Annotated in this window: 18 protein-coding genes; 8 read left to right on the plus strand and 10 right to left on the minus strand. The window is 37.3% G+C overall.

Features of this window, described 5'->3' with window-relative positions; all coding sequences use genetic code 11:
• Positions 1 to 122: 122 nt before the first annotated feature.
• The gene (locus EA412_10660) at positions 123 to 2,786 is read right to left on the minus strand and encodes a hypothetical protein (GenBank protein TVR77608.1); all 2,664 of its coding nucleotides are present in this window, start codon (positions 2,784 to 2,786) and stop codon (positions 123 to 125) included.
• Between the two features lie 117 nt (positions 2,787 to 2,903).
• Here EA412_10660 and EA412_10665 point away from each other — a divergent pair, with 117 nt between their 5' ends.
• Positions 2,904 to 4,607 carry a T9SS C-terminal target domain-containing protein gene (locus EA412_10665; protein TVR77609.1) on the plus strand — a complete coding sequence of 568 codons (1,704 nt, stop codon included), beginning with the start codon at positions 2,904 to 2,906 and terminating at the stop codon, positions 4,605 to 4,607.
• Here EA412_10665 and EA412_10670 read toward each other — a convergent pair.
• Together EA412_10670 and EA412_10675 are read right to left on the minus strand one after the other, a co-directional pair.
• Complete coding sequence (locus EA412_10670) at positions 4,601 to 5,293, minus strand: diphthine--ammonia ligase (GenBank protein TVR77610.1); 693 nt, start codon at positions 5,291 to 5,293, stop codon at positions 4,601 to 4,603. The genes EA412_10665 and EA412_10670 overlap by 7 nt on opposite strands.
• Positions 5,294 to 5,308: 15 nt before the next feature.
• Complete coding sequence (locus EA412_10675) at positions 5,309 to 6,025, minus strand: SAM-dependent methyltransferase (GenBank protein TVR77611.1); 717 nt, start codon at positions 6,023 to 6,025, stop codon at positions 5,309 to 5,311.
• Positions 6,026 to 6,117: 92 nt separating this feature from the next.
• On the opposite strand from EA412_10675, the gene EA412_10680 reads away from it, so the two are divergent.
• Positions 6,118 to 6,870, plus strand: coding sequence for an RluA family pseudouridine synthase (locus EA412_10680; GenBank protein ID TVR77612.1), 753 nt, complete (start codon positions 6,118 to 6,120; stop codon positions 6,868 to 6,870).
• Here the strand turns inward: EA412_10680 and EA412_10685 are convergent.
• On the minus strand, positions 6,867 to 8,390 hold the full coding sequence (locus EA412_10685) for an asparagine--tRNA ligase (GenBank protein ID TVR77613.1): 1,524 nt from the start codon (positions 8,388 to 8,390) through the stop codon (positions 6,867 to 6,869). The two genes, EA412_10680 and EA412_10685, sit on opposite strands and share 4 nt — an antisense overlap.
• A 110-nt stretch (positions 8,391 to 8,500) precedes the next feature.
• On the opposite strand from EA412_10685, the gene rpoN reads away from it, so the two are divergent.
• Both rpoN and EA412_10695 read left to right on the plus strand, forming a co-directional pair.
• Positions 8,501 to 9,958, plus strand: coding sequence for an RNA polymerase sigma-54 factor (gene rpoN, locus EA412_10690; GenBank protein ID TVR77614.1), 1,458 nt, complete (start codon positions 8,501 to 8,503; stop codon positions 9,956 to 9,958).
• A 20-nt stretch (positions 9,959 to 9,978) separates the two neighbouring features.
• Positions 9,979 to 10,587: a hypothetical protein gene (locus tag EA412_10695; GenBank protein TVR77615.1), complete on the plus strand. Its 609-nt coding sequence runs from the start codon at positions 9,979 to 9,981 to the stop codon at positions 10,585 to 10,587.
• Here the strand turns inward: EA412_10695 and EA412_10700 are convergent.
• On the minus strand, positions 10,584 to 11,621 hold the full coding sequence (locus tag EA412_10700; protein ID TVR77616.1) for a DUF2279 domain-containing protein: 1,038 nt from the start codon (positions 11,619 to 11,621) through the stop codon (positions 10,584 to 10,586). The genes EA412_10695 and EA412_10700 overlap by 4 nt on opposite strands.
• Entirely contained in the window at positions 11,621 to 13,021 is a 1,401-nt protein-coding gene (locus EA412_10705; protein TVR77617.1) for a phosphoglucomutase/phosphomannomutase family protein, read from the minus strand. Before EA412_10705 ends, EA412_10700 begins: the two co-directional genes overlap by 1 nt.
• A gap of 248 nt (positions 13,022 to 13,269) precedes the next feature.
• Between EA412_10705 and EA412_10710 the strand changes: the two genes are divergently transcribed.
• Complete coding sequence (locus tag EA412_10710; GenBank protein TVR77618.1) at positions 13,270 to 13,929, plus strand: protein-L-isoaspartate(D-aspartate) O-methyltransferase; 660 nt, start codon at positions 13,270 to 13,272, stop codon at positions 13,927 to 13,929.
• On the opposite strand, the gene smpB is transcribed toward EA412_10710, so the two are convergent.
• Both smpB and EA412_10720 read right to left on the minus strand, forming a co-directional pair.
• Positions 13,926 to 14,384, minus strand: coding sequence for an SsrA-binding protein SmpB (smpB, locus tag EA412_10715; GenBank protein ID TVR77619.1), 459 nt, complete (start codon positions 14,382 to 14,384; stop codon positions 13,926 to 13,928). The two genes, EA412_10710 and smpB, sit on opposite strands and share 4 nt — an antisense overlap.
• Before the next feature lie 8 nt (positions 14,385 to 14,392).
• Complete coding sequence (locus EA412_10720; protein ID TVR77620.1) at positions 14,393 to 14,791, minus strand: hypothetical protein; 399 nt, start codon at positions 14,789 to 14,791, stop codon at positions 14,393 to 14,395.
• Between the two features lie 153 nt (positions 14,792 to 14,944).
• Between EA412_10720 and EA412_10725 the strand changes: the two genes are divergently transcribed.
• The gene (locus tag EA412_10725; protein TVR77621.1) at positions 14,945 to 15,313 is read left to right on the plus strand and encodes a CoA-binding protein; all 369 of its coding nucleotides are present in this window, start codon (positions 14,945 to 14,947) and stop codon (positions 15,311 to 15,313) included.
• 495 nt (positions 15,314 to 15,808) lie between these two features.
• On the opposite strand, the gene EA412_10730 is transcribed toward EA412_10725, so the two are convergent.
• Positions 15,809 to 17,311, minus strand: coding sequence for a T9SS C-terminal target domain-containing protein (locus tag EA412_10730; GenBank protein TVR77622.1), 1,503 nt, complete (start codon positions 17,309 to 17,311; stop codon positions 15,809 to 15,811).
• Between the two features lie 210 nt (positions 17,312 to 17,521).
• Between EA412_10730 and EA412_10735 the strand changes: the two genes are divergently transcribed.
• Positions 17,522 to 17,761 (plus strand): hypothetical protein, encoded by a 240-nt coding sequence (locus EA412_10735; GenBank protein TVR77623.1) that lies wholly within the window; start codon positions 17,522 to 17,524, stop codon positions 17,759 to 17,761.
• 155 nt (positions 17,762 to 17,916) lie between these two features.
• Positions 17,917 to 20,799 carry a T9SS C-terminal target domain-containing protein gene (locus EA412_10740; protein TVR77624.1) on the plus strand — a complete coding sequence of 961 codons (2,883 nt, stop codon included), beginning with the start codon at positions 17,917 to 17,919 and terminating at the stop codon, positions 20,797 to 20,799.
• A gap of 56 nt (positions 20,800 to 20,855) precedes the next feature.
• On the opposite strand, the gene EA412_10745 is transcribed toward EA412_10740, so the two are convergent.
• Positions 20,856 to 21,890 (minus strand): T9SS C-terminal target domain-containing protein (locus EA412_10745; protein ID TVR77625.1); only part of this gene is annotated, 1,035 nt, incomplete at its 5' end.

Consider the following 21,890-nt stretch of genomic DNA (forward strand, 5'->3'; position numbering starts at 1 on the left):
GAAAACCCCGATACTATGTCTGACTTTTTGCCCAAGCTTATTGTACAAAAAAATATAACACCCACGCTCTCAAAATGAGCGTGAGTATTATGTTTTCTTTATCTAATTATATAGATGGATATTTAATCCATATAAATAATTTTGGTTACTTTTCTGAAGTCAGGTGTTTTGAAGTAAATAAAATACATACCCGGTGCTAATCCATAAGAACGGAAATTGAATTCCAGGTCATATATACCCCATTCATGTACCATATTATCCGGCAGTAAATCCGCCATTAATTGGCCGGTAATATTAAACAACTTCATCTGAACTTCCATATTCTCCGGTAACTGATAGGCAATAGTTAAAACATCACTTGTTACTGTTGGAAAGGCTGTCATATTCGTATATGGCACTTCCAAAGGAACTTCAGGTATTGGCTCCGGGTCTGGTTCAGGGTCCGGAATTGGGTCCGGGTCAGGATCAGGAATTGGGTCCGGGTCAGGATCGGGGTCCGGGATTGGGTCCGGATCAACCGGAGGAACGATTTCTTTAAAATGTGCAATTATTGTGTCTCCCTCGGTAAAGTTTAAAACAATATTTGCGGTAGTATCATTTGGTAAAACTATATTATTATTTAATTCCCAGTAATCAAAAGTATAGTTCCCGGCAGGTAAAGCTTCCAGCAAATTATCAAGATTTCCAAAATAGGAAGCCATATAAGGAAACTGAAACAATGTTAATGTATTAAATTTAACAATCCCGGCTCCGGCAGGCTCAATGTCTACTACAACATCGTATGGACCAACCATATCATAACAATCTTCCATTCCCTGAGCCATATAATCACAGCGTGCCAGTATAAAACTCTTTAATGAGTTTACATTATTTTGCCAGCCATTATAGTTTCCACCCCAGCGATCAAATTGACCTTGCATTTCCGGCTCTATTCTATCTAATAATTCATCCAGCAAGTCAATCATATAATCACAAGAAAAAATAGTGTTCATCAAATCTGCATATCGAGATAGATAATACTGTCTGAAAACATCGCTTTCATCCAAAAGCTTATTCAAAATAAGGGAGTGTCCTTGTCCGCCTGGATTTGGTAATGCTTCAGCAAAACAAGGGTCAGCTGTAGGGCTTGTGTTGGGTATGCCGGTATAATTTATGTAATGCCCAAAAACAGCATCCATATCCCATAAAGTATACCTCCACCGTAGTTGCTCACCCGATGGATTCGTTCCTCTCCACCATTTTGTATTCCAGTTTAACCAGTCCATTGCAACTATATAGGTGTTGATGATTTTATGGTCGGCAAAACTTTTTAAATCTATTCTTGCCCTGACAAAATTATAGTTTGCCTCTACTGATAAATCATTATTTAAAGCAAAGTTTCTTACTAAATTCCAGTCGTCAAAAGCTGCCTGTCCACCGTAATTTGCCCAGGTTCCTCCCCAGGTTTTGAGGTAATAAACATCTTCCATTCTTTGTCCGTAGTAATACTCCGTAAAGTCTTTATCATCTATTTTTTCACGTGTTTCATATACTCCCCAATACTGACCGTTAACGTATAAAATTGCAGGCTCATAAGTTCGTTCATCTAAGTGTAAGTTTCCCCTTTGTGAAAGAGTTTGCACAAAAGCATCCCTTATGTGAGCCCCTCCCGATTCAAAGGGATAATTATCATTGGCTCCGGCCTTCCACATAACCCGCTGAAATTCTGTTCTCGATTTTCCGGCAAAGATCTTGTGATGTAATGCATTTCCATAACCGAAATCATCCCTTGAAATGAAATCCACCCCTCTTTGTCCATAAGACCAGCTGTCATTTCCATGCTTATTAAATTCACCGGTTACCTTTGTTTTGAACTCCATATCTTCAAAGTATTCAACACTTCCATGTGGTCTTATCTGAGTGCCTCCAAACAAAGTCAACAACCCGGTACCTGAAACTGAAACTACCGGAACGCTATGGCTTACATCAATAAAGTAAGTGTTGAATTCATATAATCCCGGTAAAATCTGATTGTCATTATGAAAAACACGTGCTTTAACAACAGTTGTAGAGTTTATCGTTAATGGACCATTATAAATATCTGAGGTTGGTGTCGGTTCAGTACCGTTTGTTGTATAACGAATAACTGCATTCGTTTCATTAGTAGTTATGTTTACGGTAACCGGCCCATTGTAAAACCCACCCTGCACATCAAATTCCGGAATTTCTGTATAGCGGTCATAAGCTACGGAACTATTATTTGAAGAACCAAAAGTAGGGTTGGTAAATACGCTCCAGGTAGAAGCTCCATCTGTAGTTCGCCCGTAGGAGTGATTTGTTAATGTAATATGATTATGAAGATTATAGCTTTCAAGAATATTACCTGACGGGTCTGCAAAAACAATAAATTCCGGATTTGCCTTTCGCTGAGATAACTTAAAGTTTGTATGTACCTGCCCGGCAGCAAATTCATCTTTTCGGGAAGCCCAAACTCTTAAATGACCATTTGCAGGAACGACAACTCCCTGTGGGAATTCCCACTTTGTTGGATTATTAATACGGTCACTTAAATGATACCCACTTATATCATAAGGGGTAGCAGATGCATTGTAAATTTCTATCCAATCTTCATATCTGCCGTAATTATCCTGGTATTGGTCAAAGTTTGAACAAGAAAATTCATTTATCATTACCTGCCCATTTAATGGCAAACTAAATATCACCAATGCTATAGAGGCAAACAAAAATGAAAAAAATACATTTTTAAACTCCATCATAAGAGACTCATTTATAGGTAAAAAACACATAAATATAATAAGTTAACACAACTTTATCAGTATTTTACATCTTTTTTTATGTATACCGTCTAAAATTAAATGTAAAAGTGCAACTGTTAGAATATTTTAATCTTAAGCTTTTAAATTATGTATTCTTGTTTATATTTGGGTATTAATTTTAAAAATCAAAATACCATGCTTAGAAAAGCTTTTTCAATCTTATTTTTAAGTGTTTTTTCATTAACATGCCTGCAGGCACAATCAACAGACACTTTATTTTACGATGGGTTTGATAATCCATCGAATTGGAACCTTACCGGAAGCACTCCAAACAGTAATGTTTGGGTCATTAACAGTGTTTATCAGGGTGGACAGATAAGTGGAATTATAAACATACCCAATGTTCCTTCTCAACCTGCCACCATTCAAAATCCAAACACAAACTATTTACATCCGGCTAATACAAGTTTAGCAGCTCCTTCCGGAATAAACAATGCAAATTACTTTCTCGGACTTGGAGGAAATTCAATTGATGCCAGAAATTTGGTTTCTATAAATACTGAAAACTATCAGGATGTAACTGTTTCTTTTTACCGTACCGGTGGCCTTAACGGACTTTCTCTTATATATAGTACTGACGGTGGAGGAACATGGTTGGTCGCCGCTGATTTAACCGGCTCACCGGCAAACTGGACACAGGAAACTCATCAGCTGGCAGTTTTTGACGGACATCAGCAACTGAGAATCGGTTTTCGTTTCAATGATGGCGCTGCGGGCGATCCGGCTCCTTCACATTATCACAGTATAGATGAAGTTAGGGTTACAGGTGTACCGGCTGCTCCACCTGTAGTTATTGAAGCAGAATCAGATAATTTAACATATTGTACCGGAGACACGATTACCGTGAGTTATACAGTAACCGGCGATATAGACCCGGGAAATACCTTTACGGCAGAACTTTCAGATGCAAATGGTGATTTTACAAATCCTCTTGTGTTAGGTACGCAAACAGGCACAACGGATGGCGTTATCGTGGGTGTAATTCCCGAAAGCATTCCTCCGGGAACTTCTTACAGAGTTCGTGTAAATAGCAGCCAACCTCCTGTTGAAGGAATGGAAAGCTTGCAGGATATAACGATAAATATTTCTCCAAAAGTAAACCTGACACCATCTCAAACGGTAGTTTGCCCGGGCGATACGGTAGTTTTAAGTTCCGGTGGCGCTGCTACATATTCATGGACACCAACCACTGATGTTTTTCCTGATAGCGGAAATGAAGTGCAGGCTGTTATAAACCAATCTACCGGCTTTGAAGTTGTCGGCACTTCAGCAGAAGGTTGTACAGATAATGCCTCGGCTACTATCAACATACATAATTTGCCTCCACAGCCGGAAATTAGCCAAAACAGCAATACTCTTAGCGTGAATAATCCGGATGGCGCAGACGTACAATGGTATTTTGATGGTGAGCCAATTAGCGGAGCAAATCAGGATGATTATGATGCAGAAGCATTTGGACTTTATCAGGTTGTGATAACTACAAGTGACGGATGTGTTCTGGTTTCTGATGAATTTAATTATTTCACTATCTCCGTGCAGGAAGTTATTTCATCAAACATAAATGTTTACCCTAATCCGGTACAAAATCAATTAAATATTTCCTGGATTGAAAATGATGTTACTTCTGTCCATTTGATTAACATGAAAGGGCAATATGTATATTCAAATACTGAAATTTCAGGAGGCAATAGTCTTGAAATTCAAACCCGTGACTGGCCGGCTTCAGTATATTTTTTACATATACAGTTGAAAGACGGTAAAACTCTTCAGGAAAAAATCATCGTTCAGTAAGCAGGTTTAACCTCTAAGAAATAAAATGCATAGGCAGGGTCGTTTTTATACTTTTTTAAAACGGCTCTGCCTTTTTTAATCTCAAGCGCATTTGAAAAATAAGGCGCATTTAAAACCAGACTGTGATATTCTCCATTTTCTCCGCAGGGATCCACGTTTTCAGGTATACGCTGCCTGAAAGTTTCATTCAGATGTTGACCTAAAAATTCTTTTCCTAATAATTGGCTATTTGTGCAGATGACTAAAGCATCAAAACGCTTGTCTATAAATTCTTTTAATAGTTCGCCGGTTGGTTTATTCCAAAGCGGGAAATAAATCTCCATACCGCTACCTTCAAACAATTTTTCCCGATAATCTCTGAGATCCTGTAAAAATATATCCCCAAATGCTACTACTTCAATACCCTTAGTCAAAAGACTTTCTGAAAAGTCTGAAAAAACCTGCTCATAAATAGCATTATCGACTTCACCCGGCAAAATCATTTTTTCCAGTTTTATTCCGCAGAGTTCTGCCTGCTTTTCAATCAACTCAAGCCTGACTCCATGCATGCTGACTCTGTTCGTTTCGCTATTTATAGTTGTCGCCAGACACTGAACTTCAATACTTTCATCCCTTAACAAATATTCAAGTGCAAGCGCACTATCTTTTCCTCCACTCCAAAATAAGCAACATTTTTTTCTTTTCATTTTAGCTTTTTCGATTTACGATTGTAGTAAAAAAACAGTTGGCTTTTTGTGAATATCCGGCAATTCTGTTTTTCTCCAGTCTTGAACTGTCATAGTTCTAACATACTCATCTTCACAACTCAAGTTAGAGGCAACACATAAAAAAGTTGAAGGGTTTAATGTTTTTAAAATGAAAGCTAAAAATTTAATGTTCCTGTAAGGCGTTTCCATAAACAACTGCGTTTGATTTTTAGCTTTTGATTCATTTTCCAAATATTTCAGGCTTTTTATTTTCTCATTTTCCTGAACCGGCAGATACCCGTGAAAGGCAAATTGCTGACCATTCAGACCGGAAGCCATTAAAGCCAATAAAAACGATGAGGGCCCTGTAAAAGGCTTAACCTGATAACCTTTTTTATGTGCCATTGCCACCACCAAAGCCCCCGGATCACCAACAGCAGGACAACCGGATTCAGATAAAATCCCCACATCATTTCCCTGCTCAAGCGCTTTTAACATCAATGGAATTTCTTGTTCACGGCTATGCTTATTTAACAAACTCATTTGGGTTTCTTCCAAAGGAAAATTCCGGTCAAGTGCTTTTAGAAATCTACGTGCCGTGCGTTCATTTTCTACAATAAAATTCCGGCATTCCAGGATTTCCATTTTAACCCCCTCCGGTATGGAATAATTAATTTCTCCTCCGATAGTACAGGGAAAAAGCTTTAAACTTGCTTTTGGCAATTGGCTCATTTTTATTTATTTTTTGGAAGTATATGAATTTTTATCTTTTTTGCAATCATACATTTGCTACAATTTTAAGAGAATAAACTTAATTTCGCAGTATGATTTCACTGAAAGATATTAAAGAACGAATACTGTTTGAAGATGATTCACTCATAATTCTCAACAAACCGGCCGGCATTTCTGTCGCCGGAGGAAACAGCGCTGAAACACATTTGCTGGGCATTCTTCAGAAACTGAAAAAAAGTGACTTATTCCTTTGCCATAGAATTGATAAAGAAACGACCGGCTGTTTAGTTTTTGCCAAAGACAAAGAAATTTTCAAAAAAGTTTACAGCCAGTTCAGTAATCACAAAGTAAATAAGGTCTATCAAGCTCTACTTACCGGAGTATATCCGGAAAGACCAAAAATAATTGAGCTTTCATTAAGAGAAACCTCTACGAAAACACTTATTGATAAAGAAGGGAAGTTTGCACATACTGAAATTATTCCTTTATTCTCCTTTGGGCAACATTTTACTCTATGCGCTTGCAAACCATTGACAGGAAGACGGCATCAAATTAGAATACACGCAGCTCATGACGGACATCCATTGGCAGGTGATGAACTCTACGGCGGGAAGCCCGTTTTTCTTTCGCATTATGACAAAAAATTTAATTTAGGCAAGTTCGAAGAAGAAAAACCGATTAGTGGAAATGGTTTTTTACTCCATGCTCATACTATAGAATTTTTGCATCCGGAAACCGGAGAGCACTTTAGTGTCAATGCTCCCTTACCAAAACAATTTAATGCTTGCCTGACTCAATTAGAGAAAAAAATAGGCAAAAGAGCTTATCCTAAGTTTGAAAATTAAGGCAACAGTCTGCCATACATTCTCGGAAATGGAATTGTTTCTCTTACGTGATGCAATCCACATATCCAGGCAACAAAGCGTTCAAGACCCATACCAAAACCTGCATGAGGAACCGACCCGTAACGTCTTAAATCCAGATACCATTCAAATGCTTCTAAAGGCAGCTTATGCTTGTGAATTTGTTCAATGAGATAATCCTTATCCGTTTCCCTTTCGCCACCACCAATGATTTCTCCGAAACCTTCGGGAGCTAATAAGTCAACCCCTTTCACCAGGTCAGGATTGTTTTCGTCCTGTTTCATGTAAAAAGCTTTAATTGCTTTAGGCCAGTTGTAAACCATCACCGGCGCATCAAATAATCTGGTTAAAACCGTTTCATCTGAGCCTCCGAAATCATTGCCATGCTGAAAATTACGTGCCGATTCAATCCAGTGCGGAATGTTTTGTGAGCGCTCCTGCAAATCTTTTGCTTCTGCTTTCAGCTTTCCAATTTTGTTTAAATTGAAGTTGCGCTCACCTTTTTTAATACCGGCTTGTTTTATTTTTTCTTCTCTCTCAGCAATCTCGGCTTTAATTGCCACTATCTGTTCATTGATGTTTTTCAAATCCGTTTCCAGCGTTTCAATTGAAGTTAATCCTTTAACCTTCATCTCACCACGAAGAATTTTAACGGCATCGTCATAGGGTATTCTGGGAAATTCTTTTTTTACGTTTTTCAGGCTTTCTGTATCCCTTTCTATCAAAGCCAGTTCAGCTTCTGATTTTGAAAGAACTTCCGTTACCACGTGTCTCACAAAAGATTCAATCAAATCCATGTTCATGTTCAAATCATAAAATGCCATTTCGGGCTCTATCATCCAAAATTCTGACAAATGACGTCTGGTTTTCGATTTTTCGGCTCTGAAAGTAGGACCAAAAGTATAAATTTTACCTTGTGCAAGCGCCATGGCTTCACCATACAGCTGACCGGATTGAGAAAGGTATGCCGTATCTCCGTAAAAATCGGTTTCAAACAATGTACTTGTTCCTTCACAGGCATTCCCGGTAAATAAAGGCGCATCCATCTGAATGAATCCGTTTTGTTGAAAAAAACCGTGTACAGACTGTATAATGGTGTTCCGGATGCGCATAATTGCCCATTGCCTTCTTGACCTCAACCACAAATGCCTTTTATCCATTAGAAAATCAATACCATGCTCTTTCTTAGCAATCGGGTATTCTTCCCCTATATGATAAATTTCCAAATGATTTACCTGTAATTCAACACCACCTTCCTGGCGTTCATCTGCTACCACCTTTCCCTTTAAGGATACGGCACTTTCCAACGTAAGCTTATTGGCATTTTCAAAAACTTCTGCAGTAACCTCCTCAGCAGAGACAACCGCCTGCACAAATCCACTTCCGTCTCTTAAAATTATAAATTCAAGGCCTTTGCTGCTTCTTTTGTTTGAAACCCAACCTTTTAACTCAACTTCTTCTCCTATCTTTGCCTTTAAGCTTTTAATATAATCGTGTGCCACAAAAAATTTTTTAAAATTAATTAAATATGAAAAGTCTACTTAGATTCAAGTTTGCAAAAATAATTATAATTTTGCTTAATTGAGGAATGTTAGAATATAATTGAAAAGAGATGTTAAATCAAAAATTACAACAGAAGCTACAACAGAAATTATCCCCGCAGCAAATTCAGTTGATGAAGCTGTTACAAATACCTACTATACATCTTGAACAACGTATAAAAGAGGAACTTGAAACAAACCCTGCTCTTGATGAAGGAAATGAGTATGATGACGAGGAGGATAGCACTTTTGATGAGCTGAGTCGTGATAAGGAAGAAAATAATACCGATGAAAAAGAAGAGTTTGATTTTTCAGACTATATCGATGACGATATCCCGGATTATAAAACCCGCGACTACAACTATACCAATGATGAAGAGGACAAAACTATGCCCGTTACTGTTTCTCAATCCTTTCATGAACATTTGGAAAGTCAGGTTGGCATGTTAAACCTAAATGAGCAGGAAGAAAAAATTGCCAGACAACTTATTGGAAGCATAGACGATGACGGCTATTTACGAAGAGAGATTGATGCGATTTCTGACGATTTGGCTTTTTCTCAAAATGTTATGGTTGAAGAAAATGAAATTCGCTTAGTGCTGGATAAAATTCAACAAATGGACCCTCCGGGTGTAGGCGCTACAAATTTACAGGAGTGTTTGCAAATACAACTTGAAAAAATTGACAGAGAGGACAGTGAGTTTGAGGTTGCCCTAAGAATTATAGAAGATCACTTTGATTCTTTTACCAAAAAACATTACGAAAAAATTCAAAAAAGCATGAGTATCTCTGAGTCTGAGCTTAGAAATGCTTTAGAAATTATCCTCAAGCTAAATCCCAAGCCGGGAAGTGCCTTTAACAGCGCCGGGAAAAGCCAGCAATACATAACCCCGGACTTTATAATTACAAATCAGGCAGGGGAGCTTATTCTCCAACTGAATCAAAGAAATTCGCCTGAGCTTAGGATTAACAAAAGCTACCGCGAAATGCTTGAGAATTTTAGTGTAAAGAAAAAAAGCAATAAGTCTGAAAAAGATACCGTGCAGTTTATAAAGCAAAAAATAGATTCAGCCAAGTGGTTTATAGATGCTATCAATCAAAGAAAAAACACTTTAGAAATTACTATGCGTGCAATTATGCAGTTTCAATATGAATTCTTTATCAGCGGGGATGAAACCAAATTAAAGCCCATGATTTTGAAAAACATAGCTGACATTACCAAAATGGATATTTCTACTGTTTCAAGGGTAGCAAACAGTAAATATGTGCAAACAGAATTTGGAATTTTTCAATTGAAATACTTCTTTTCTGAATCATTACAAACTGATGACGGAGAGGAAGTTTCTACCCGGGAAGTGAAAAAAATCCTCAGCGACCTGATTGAAGCGGAAAACAAGAAAAAACCCCTTTCAGATCAAAACTTAATGGAATTGTTGAAAGAAAAAGGGTATAATATTGCGCGTAGAACCGTAGCAAAATACAGAGAGCAGCTGCATATTCCGGTAGCTCGCTTGAGAAAAAGTCTGTAACTTTAAATAAAATTGTATTTATGCGCTACTTAGCAAATGCTGTAAGCATCGTTTTTCATCCTTTCTTTTTGCCTACATATGCATTGTTGTTGTTGTTTGCAATAAACCCCTTTTTGTTTTCAGATGATACCGGTGGACTTCAGGCAAGATTGATTATGATAGTAATGATAAATACTTTCATTTTTCCATTTATCGCCATACTGATAATGAAACAAATTGGTTTTGTCAGTTCCACGGAATTAGACAGCCGGGAGGAAAGAATACTACCCTATATAGCTGCTTGCCTGTTTTATTTTTGGTGTTATATGTCCATAAAAAGTTTACCCATCAACTTTGTAGCCTCTCAGCTAATGCTTGGAGCTACAATCTCTGTTTTTGCTACCTTTTTCTTTAATTTATTTTTTAAAATCAGCGCCCATTCAGCTGCTATGGGAAATCTATTAGCATTGATAATACTTGTATACCCGCTCTCCGTTTATAATCTGAATGCTTTAATTTTTGTGATAATTTTCTTGGGGGCTGTTGTCGCTACTGCCAGATATTTTTTAAACAAACACACCCTTGTTCAATTGGCAAGCGGTTACATTGTTGGATTTATTTCCCAATGGATAGCCTTTACTTTTTTTTAAAAAAAGAGCCAATGCCAGCGAAGCTTGTCTTGTGAGTTATATTCCAAAGCCGGGGCCGGTAGTTTTACGATATTAAGCACTTCCAGCAAAACATCCAATACTTTTGAATTCGTTTCTATTCTGCTGAAATCTATATCGGGCGATAAATAATACTTTCGAACCCGGGGGATATGACTGTAATCCATGATCATTTCCGGAGGGCAATCAGAAATATCTGCTGAGTTATTCAGTCCGCACCAAACATTTTCAAAACCTCCGTACATGCCCCCTGCACCATACCCGACAGCCATATTTAACCAGGCAGGCAGCCAGTCCGGTTTTTCGTTTAAAAAAGATGCCGGATTTACAGACAGCCAGCCTGTAATGGCATTGTAATCTTTTAAAACCATTTCGTGTAAACCCGTGCCATACAAATATTCTGCCCGCTCAGTCAGTTTATCCGGATAGTTTTGAGGAAAAGCAGATAATTTGATGCTTATTCTTTGCTCCTGCCAGGCCAACTCTTGAGCTATAACAATTCCGGAGCCCAGCATATTAGCACCAAAATCGCTAATAGAAAAACCCCATTCAGCTGAAAATCCGTCCAAAATCTCAACTGCCGATAACAAAAATGTACCTGTCAGTCCCCCAATCCAAATCGCTTTTTTCTCCTCTAATCCGGTCCAGCGATACAATCCTGTACCGAACCTGCTCATATAATATGAATTATAAACATGGCCTACCTTGTCCATTTGAAGCCACTCACGACTATCATCAAAGAATTGAAAGGAAGTTCTTTCATAGTCCTTATACCACAATTCATTCAATCCGATAAGTGTAATGCCCCAGGTACCTACAAGTCCTCCACTCACACCCCAAAGCCTGCCCCTGTTCAACTCTGTGGCTCGTTCCAAAAAGGAATATTCAGGGACTTCTTCAGCGAAGTCTATTTCAACATCAAATTCTATATTACCGGGAGTGTAGGCATGCGTTTTAAAAGAAAAAAACTCATGAGAAATTAACGTAAAAATAAGTATGAATACCCGTATTAACATTAATCTAAAATAGTTGCTTTTACCGCTTTTAGCATTTTCTGAACTTCCTCTGCATCTTTACCTTCTGCATAAACTCTCAGGACCGGCTCCGTTCCGGAAGGTCTAATCATAATTGTGCGATCGTTTCCGAGATAAAACTTAAAGCCATCGGTTTTTTCAATTTTCTCTACTTTGTACTCTCCAAAAGCCTGATACTTATCATTTTTGCAAAAATCAATGATTGATTGTTTCTCGGAATCTTTAAGCCTTAAGTCATTTCGTTCATATGAGAAAGGACCTACAATGCTATACACTTCATCAATTAAGTCAATCAGGGTTTTCCCTGTTTTAGCCATAAATTCCAATAAAACTATTCCATCCCAGATGCCGTCTCTTTCCGGTATATGTCCTTTTACGGCTATTCCTCCGGACTCTTCGCCACCTACTAAGGTGTCTTCCTTCATCATAATTTCGCAGATATGCTTAAATCCAATTTTTGTCACTTCATACTCAAGTCCGTAGTGCTCACAAAGTTTTTTTACTTTATTACTGACAGAAAATGCAATAACAACTTTGCCGGTCATCTTTTTGTATTTTACCAGATAATGAATCAACAGTAAAATTACATGGTGCGAATCAACGTATTTTCCCTGATTGTCAAACAAAGCAATTCTGTCAGCATCTCCATCCACAGCTAAGCCTAAATCTATATCTCCGGAGCGCTTAATTGTCTCAGAAAGTTCTGTTAAGTTTTTTGCTAAGGGTTCGGGAGCAACTCCGTTAAATAAGGGATTATGCACACAGTTTAGCAAAACAGAATCCGGTAATACTGCCGGAATTACATTTTGGCCTGAACCATACATAGCATCATAAGCAATCGTTAATCCGGATTTTTTAATCATTTCAAAATCAAAATTTCCTACTAATTCATCTATATACATTTTCTCCAAATCAACATATTCAAAGAGGCCGTCCTTTTTACAATCTTCAAGGTTTAAATCAGGAACTTCCGCTTTTTCGGGTATCAGTGCTTCTACCTCGTCAATTTCAGACTGCAAAGCCGGTCCGCCAAATGGAGATTTGATTTTATATCCGTTATACAAAGGAGGATTGTGGCTGGCAGTAATGATGATACCCAATCCTGTATTTAGTTTTTTAGCTGCCAGTGAAATCATGGGAGTAGAAACAAAGCCGTCAGACATTTTTACTTTGATACCCTTGCTGCAATAAACTTTTGCACAGGCCTCAGCAAACATCACTCCGCCAAAACGGCAATCATAGCCCAGTACGATTTCCTTCTTTTTATTATTTTTCAAAACCCAGTCGGCAGTTGCCTCAGCAACTCTTGCCAGGTTATCAATGGTGTATTCTTTTGCTATAATTGCCCGCCATCCGTCTGTACCAAACTTTATCTTTGTCATATCATATATTTTTATGCGGGCAAAGTTAGAATATTCTTTTTATTCCTCACAAATCTGTTTTATTTAAAATTTATTTCTGCCTTTTTCCCGGCAGATGCAGCTTTACATTTGGTTAAAATTTGAAATGCGAAATGCTTTGTAAACCTGATTTTGAGCAAACCCTCTTTACTTTTTTAAATTTTTTTTCAGCGAATTAGGTACTGAATTAAGTAAAGGTTAACTTATCTTTACGCCACTAAACTTTTGAAATGCGCGCTTATACGGACAGTTACAGACATAAAGGATTGAGGAAACGGCTGCTGAAAGAATTGAGAGAAAAAGGAATTACCGACGAGACTCTGCTGGAAGCTATGAATAATTTGCCAAGACATTATTTCTTTGACAATGCCTTTATGGAAAGTGCTTATGAGGATAAGGCATTTCCGATTGGAGAAGGACAAACGATTTCACAACCCTTTACGGTAGCATATCAAACTCAGCTATTGCAGATTAAGCCCAATGAAAAAGTACTTGAAATAGGAACCGGCTCCGGTTATCAGGCCTGTATATTAGCAGAAATGAATGCCCGTGTATACACTATTGAGAGGCAGAGAAAGTTATTTGAACATACCCGCGAACTTTTACCCAAGATCGGATATTCCAATATAAAACTATTTTTTGGAGACGGATATGCCGGACTGCCGGCTTTTAGCCCTTTTAAGAAAATTTTAGTGACTGCAGCAGCTCCTGAAATACCTCAACCCTTATTAGATCAGCTGGATATTGGCGGGATGATGGTTATTCCGGTAGATGAAAATGAAAATGTTCAGCGAATGCTGAGAATTACAAAAATAGATACCGAGGATTTTGATAAAGAAGAATTTGATACTTTTCGCTTTGTTCCATTACTAAAAGGAAAGCAATTTTAATATCGCTTCATTTCGCGATCCATTTCTTTTTTAATGTCTCTTTCCTTTATAGTACTTCGCTTGTCATGTACTTTTTTTCCTTTTGCTAAAGCCACCACAAGCTTTGCCCACCCCCTTTCTGAAAGAAATAATTTCACCGGTACAACCGTGAGGCCTTTTTCCTTTACTTTATCATGAAATTTTGACAATTCTTTCTTTTTTAAAAGAAGTTTTCGCTCTCTGATGGGGTCGTGATTATGTATGTTCCCGAACTTGTATTCAGAAATATGCATGTTCTTAATCCATAAGTTTCCGTTATTATCAAAATAGCAGTAGGCTTCATTTATCGTTGCCTTTCCCTCTCTTACAGACTTTATTTCAGTGCCGGTGAGTATAATTCCTGCCGTTATTTTTTCGACCAGTTCATAATCAAAGCCGGCCCTTTTATTCCTGATATTAATATTTTGATTAGCCATTTTATTGTTTATTGCGCCTTCAAGTGCTCAAAATGTTGATTAATTTTTTGCTTTTTTAAAATTTTTTGTCCCTGCACACCTTTTGCAATCAAACGCTTTCCTACATAAGCTTCAAATGTACAAATGAGTTCATTCCCTTTTATGGTATCAACTTCGGCAGTGAATGAAACACTTTCTCCTATAAATGCCGGTGCCGAATGCTCAATATTCAATTTAGTACCTATACCTTCCTCATCTTCCTTTTTGCAATCTATTACAAATAAGCGGCAACACCATTCTGCATCTCTTGCAAGTGCAAAAGTGGCATACACATCATGTACTCTTCCTGACTCAAAAGCAGCCACATCTTCCGGCTTTACTTTTTTGACAAATGTTTTTTTATCCCCTTTTTTAAGCTTTTCAAACATAAGGTTTTGGTAGTGGTACTCCACAAATTTAGAAACAATTAAAGACTTCGAGGACGAAAAAAGAATTTCTGTGTATATTCGAACTTTACATAGTCTTAAGCTGTTCGGTGAATGTTAATATTTTTGTTTCACATGCCATAAACCCCAAAGCTTTTGGAAGAAAAAAAGACGACACTTGTACTTGGAGCCTCAGAAAACCCTTCCAGATATAGCTATCTGGCAATTGAAAGGTTGTTAAATGCCGGCATTGAGGTAGTGGCCGTCGGAGCTAAAAAAGGGAATGTTCATCAGCATGAAATTAACGATAAAATACCCTTTGACAGGGAGATACATACGATAAGCATGTATTTATCTGCCAAAAATCAGCAAGCTTATTTTGATGATATTTTAAAGTTAAAGCCAAAAAGAATCATTTTTAATCCCGGTGCAGAAAATCGTTTATTAGAAAAGACTGCTACAGAAAACCAAATAGAGGTTTTACATGCCTGCACTTTAGTGATGCTATCCACAGATACTTTTTGATACTATAATTTTAACTTGTTTCGACTCCGCTCAATACAAGTTGCTCAGGCTGCGGCGATGCCAACCGGAGAGAGCTCTCACAACATTTTCCATCATAATTTTTAAATTAAAAATACATTCTAACCCTTTTATTAAATAAGCAAACCCTTCACCCTAACTGTCATGCTGACGACAGGAAGCATCTCCGGATTAATTGGGAGACTTTTCTCTATATTCAAAATGACAACCGTAGTTAGCTCCCCCCACATTATCAATTTTCAATTATCCATTAACCATTTCTAACTCTTTCTATTCAGGAGATTATTACACGCGACTTAGGAGCATGTACAAAATCCAATATTTACGGTAGTCGCGCTCATAATGACGGAAGTTTTTTAGGTTTTCCTTTTTATGAGCGGGCTAATAAAACTGCTGCCTTTGAATTTTTGAATTCTTGGGACTTGGGCTTCTTGAAATTTGGTCTCTTGGGCATTGCGCAAGCACTTCCCACCCTGTCTACTCCTTAACCAACTTCCCCCGGGCAATAACCTCATGCTTACTGACTACTTTGTAAAAATAAATACCCGCTTGTAGCATGGGTTTGTCCAATCTATACGTTAAAGTCTCCTGATTGTCTGCCTTGGTTTTTAGTTCTTTAACAACTTTTCCCTGTATGTCATATATACGGCAAATGGCATCATGAGCCGGACGACCGTCTAATGCGACTTCTATCACAGCCTGCCCGCTAAACGGATTCGGATAGACTTTGGACTGCAAATATTGCGGTGAGATGTCTATAACCCCTACTGTATCTGATGTATCTATATGGCAACCCGGCTCCAGACAACCCATGCTGTCAAGTTTTACTAACCAGATGTCCTGATCATTATAGACAGTATGACCGGTGAGGATAAATCCATTATCCGGTGTTGGCTTTACATCATAAAAATAGGCATGTATTGGATACAGCGGGCTTTCTTCATATTTGTAGCGCCTCGTCCAGAGAATATTTCCGTTTGCATCCATACGGGCAATCCAACCCCCTAAAATTTGCGGGCTCATATCCATGTTTTTATAGGTGCCGGCTATAACGATATCCCCATTTGACAGTTCCCTTATACTTCGCACATCATGTTCCTCATATTCGTCAAAGGGAAGCATTTTTGTCCAGACAGAATCACCTTCAGATGTTAATCTTCTTAATCTGGTAAGGCCGGCAAAAACAGTATTTCCCGGACGAACAATTTGACTAAATACAATATCATTATTTTCCAAGACAATTATATTATAAAGAGAACTTGTAGAATAATTTTCATCTTCAAATATTTTGTCCCACAAGATATTCCCTAAAGAATCTATTTTTATCAGCCAACCTTTTTCTTCATTATAAGTACACCCTAAATAAAGATTGCCATTTGAGCCTAATTGAATAGATCCACCGGCATTGTAAGTAAAATTTGTTCCATAAATATTTTGCCACATGAAGTTACCAAGACTATCAACTTTTACCAGAAAAACATTGTCTCCCCCTGACTTAGTTCTTCCGATTGCAGCATATCCGCCATCATGTGTTTTTATAACATCCTGACCAATAGTCCAAAAACCCGGTATTCCAATGGTATTTATAAAAACAGTATCACCTAAGGCATCAAATTTTGATAGAAATACCTGACTAGCACTTCCGTCTTTATACTGAATACTACCACCTACAATAAACTCATTCTGTTCATTCATTTCCCAGGAACTGTTTCCGGGATATAAATTTACATCCGGATTTCCATGCGTATTTACCCATTCAACTTCTCCTTCAAGATTCGTTTTGGTAATAGCAGTTAATATATGATATTCTGGTGTATCTAAAGAGGTATTTCCACAAATATAATACCCATCTTCAGTTGCAAATACATTCCATCCAATTTCTAAACCACCAACATCAATGGCTTTGCTGAAGGTAATTTGTTGCGCATTACACATAAAAAAAAGGCTTATCATTAAATAGACGGCTACTATACTTTTCATATGAGTTGTGTTTTAATTAAGTATTCAAATATAATCATTTTATAATTCAGATTAAAAGCCGATGTCAGATACCCCCACACATTTTCCATTATCCATTTTCCATTCTTCTCCCTTGGGACTTGGGCTTCTTGAAATTTGGGCTCTTGGGCCTTGCGCAAGCACTTCCCACCCGGCCTACTCCTTATTTTATCCGGTTAAATAAGATAAAGTTTGCTAATTGATATAAGGAAGCTTGCGGGTTTCTTATATGTATATAAATCAAAAGTAATAAAATTTGGCCATATTTTCATATCCAACTTTTGTGTCGCACAAGTAAAGTTGTTGAGCAGTCATCTGATGAATAATTTATTTAACGGTAATATAATACTGTATCAACAGAAGAAGCAGAAAGCTGAAATATCAACTATTTTTATGCAGAGAAAAACTTTTTACATACAAGTTAAAATTTAATTTGTATATTTATTCAATTAATTATAGGGATTATAGCTTGCCAAAATAGACCATTTATCCCGGATTTAAGGCCAGTTGCCTGATAGATAAGGTTAAAAAATATAAGAAGTTTCTATAAGGCTTGTTCGCTTTTATTAAAGGAAAAATTTTCAGTAATGAGAAAGGGATTATTTTATACTAAGCTTTTTACCAAATTTTTAATGGTATTTGTACTGATACTACTATCAAATACCTCTTTATGTTCTCAAAACTGTTGGCAGAATTTCTACCCAATAATCTCCGGATTTACTAATTCATTTAAATATAGTAAGATTTTCCCGCATTCAAACGGGTTTTATGTTTATGAATTGGGCTCCGCATTTTCGAATGGTTATCAAAACAGGTATTTGTACAGTTTTGACGAATATGGGAATCTGGTTTTTAAAAAATATATATCTAACAACACAACAAATGTAACAGGAAATAACATATCTGTTGCTGAAGATGGTGCATTTTTCTCAGCAACCACAAAATTAAATGGGATAGATTTTGTTGCACAGAACGGCGATACCGTTGAATATAAAAATCTTATTCTCCGGAAATATAATCAACAGGGAATTTCTACCTCTAATGAATGGGAGTTTATTTATTTTGATAACCAAAACTATATAGGGGGAGAGCTTTTTGTAAAAGAGTTGGACAATGGAGATATTTTAGGGGCATTTTCTATTTGTGACATCACTTTACTTCCGGACTCTTGTTTTGCTACTCATACCCGTCTGATTCGCTTAACAAGCGATGGGAATCTTGTCTTTATAAATGATTATGAAGATTTTGTCTTTACTGGAATTGTTGGACTGGATGATGGAAGCTATCTAGTGTCTGCTTATGATCGCCAATCCACATTAAGCGGTAGTTTGCATTTATTAAAATTAAATAATAACGGAGATACACTGTGGTCAGTTGATTATAATGAAAATGCTAATTTTCTTAGCTCTATTCATAAAACAAGCGATAATCATATTTTACTGCAAAGTTTAGGCAGATTATTGAAAATTGATTTAGACGGAGATACTGTCTTCACAATAGGACCGGGTGCATCCTATCAAAATGTACAGGCTATTGAAAATGGTCAATTTGTCGGACTAACCTCAACAGGTCATGGTAATCAATTTAGATTAGGACTACAGAAATTTGATGCAAATGGACAGTTGATTGATGAGCTTACATTACCAAATGATTCACTTTCCGGTCCTTTAGGTGATGCTCAAAGTAGATTTTTTAGACACGATTTAAAGATTACCGATGATGGCAGGTATTATATTTCTGCTTTTCGTCAAAACAACTCTAGTGGCCCTCAGGGACTTTTTGTAATGTCTATGGATGGGATGCAAACTTGTCCGGAACCAATAAGCGAAGAAGAGAATATCGGAAAACCGAATTGTATGTTTTTAGATGCCGGAAATGTAAAAGCAAGCTTATGTACCGATGGTTTGCTTTTTTCTCCGATTTATGATGGTGGTTATTTTACACCCTCTGATAGCATAACATCAACAATTTTTACTTCTAATTTTTGGATGGGCGGTGTAGATGCCAATACAGACAGTCTGCATGTTTCGCAAAAAGTATACAATATTAACGGACAATACTGGCCCGGACAAAGAAGCGAAAATAATATATTAAGTCCCGCTGAATCTAATCTATGGGATAAAGTTTGGCAGGTTCGCCATACAGATGTAGTCAATCACATCAATGATTTTCTTCAAAATGGCCAAATTGACAATCCGAATCCATTCATTTTTGAATGGCCGGGTAAGGGAAATATACACGCAATTGGAAATAATGGAAACCCTTTATTGGTAGATAATGAAGCGGCTCCTTTTGTAGATTTAAATGGCAATGGAATTTATGAGCCTCACTTAGGCGAATATCCGGCAATTAAAGGTTGTCAAATGCATTGGTTTGTAGTGAATGATTATTTGCATGACGAGTACCTATATTACAATAATTGGTCAGCGGGAGATAAAGTTGGAGCAGACATACAGGTTTCAGCTTATGCTTTTTCCGATGCAGATGACCCGGAATTATACAATTCAATTATTACAGAGTTTAAAGTTATCAACCGCTCAGGTCGGGATTATGAAGACTTTTATTTTGGCAATTTTATTGACTTTGAAATAGGGTGTTTTAATACGGATTATATGGGTTCAAATATTCCAACACATACCTTTTATGGTTACTCCGCAACAGAAACAGATCCGGATTGTTCAACACCGGGCTATGGTCAGCACCCTCCCGTACAAACAGCCACTTTTTTAAATCACTCAATGTCAAGTTTTAGGTTATATACTTCATCTTTTAGCCCACCACATGCCCAACCATCAACAAAAGAACATTTTTATAATTTTCTATTAGGCCTATGGACTGATGGTTCCCCTATTACTGAAGGTGCACCCGGGATAGGCGGCACCGTACCCACAAAATATATGTTTTCAGGTAATCCGGCAAACCCGCAAGAATGGAGTGAGTGCTCTGAGAATATTACTCCGGGCGATCGTAAAGGCTTTGCCAGTACCGGACCATTTTCATTACCTCAAAATGCCTCACTGGAGATTAAGATGTTATATACCACTCACTATCAGGAAGACTTAGGGGGTTGTTTTGATTTTGATGCAAAAGTAAAGCCGGTGGTTGAGGATTTAAGAAACAGCTTTCCAAATTATGTAGAATGCATAAATGAAGGTGCAATTCCTGAAATACCTGATTCAATGATAATTTATGATATAGAAGAAGTGCTGCACGACTCTTTGTTTATAAATCTGTATCCTAATCCCTCAACAGGTCAATTTATACTTGAGCTTCATTTTGAAGAAAATACAGATTTTCAAATAAAGGTTTACAATGCTTTAGGCCAGAAAGTCTATCGTTCCGAAAACCTATTCACTTTTGCAAATCAAGTCGTTAAAGAGGAAATTGACATTGGGTACACCAAAGGGGTTTATTTTTTACAACTGATTATGGGCGGTGAAAAGCTACATAAAAGATTAGTTGTTCAGTAATGAAAGCTGAACTGGTTTTTCTTTCACTTCCCCATAGCGCCTTTTAAAAAAAGGTATTAAAATATTTTTATCCTATGATGACTAATAATCCCATCGGCCAATTCAATTTGAATAAAAAACACCCCTGATTTTCCACTGAAATCAACTTCCATCTGAGCTTGTTCGGTAATATTTTTACGGTAAACTACTTGCCCGACACTATTATATATTTTAATTTTTCCGGAAGATTGAATCTCCTTTAAATCAATAAAAAACTTAGCCGTTGCCGGATTTGGGTAAATAAGAATGCGGTTTTCACTTATATCAAAATCCTTAGTGCTGATTAGCATATATGGAATACATTCTGATACTTCTGTACAACCATCTTTGGTAATTTCAACCGCATAATTTCCATTATCCATTGGTAAGAATGATTGCTGAGTTTCCCCACTTACCGGAGCAAAGTTATCATCACAGTTCAGCCACTGATAGGTTGCCTCAGATTGGTTACTAATGAGTGTTAACCAAGTGAGGGTTATAGACGTATCTATTTCCACTATAGTTAAATCCAAAAAGGTAATATCACAATTCATTGTGTCGGTATACAATCCGGATTCTGTATATGTTTGCTGGTTAACTTCCCACATAAAACTTCCACAATTAGATACAGTTACTGTATCAAAAGTTGACTCTGAAATACTAAGTTGCAAAACATGGGTTACGCAATTTATTTCTTCTGTAAATTCACCGGATTCTGTATAAGTTTCTCCGTTAATACTCCATACATAGCTGTCACAGGCAGTAACTACAGTGGTATCTGCAGAGGATTCTATGATAGTCAGTTCTAAAACTTCGGTTACACAGCCCACAACTTCCGTAAAAGTGCCTGATTGGGAGTAGGTTTCTCCGTTAACTGTCCAAACATAGCTATCACAAGCCGAAACAGTATCTATATTTGTTGAAAAATCGCAAACGGTTAAGAGCGCTGAATCGCTGTTTATTGCACATTCTCCATCATTCATAACAACCGCTCTGTAAAGATAACCGTCCTCGCTTAAAGTCGCATTGCTCACTATCAAACTTGAATCTGTTTCATTGGCAATATCTGTAAA

The organism is Chitinophagaceae bacterium, from assembly GCA_007695095.1.
Taxonomy (GTDB): domain Bacteria; phylum Bacteroidota; class Bacteroidia; order Chitinophagales; family REEL01; genus REEL01.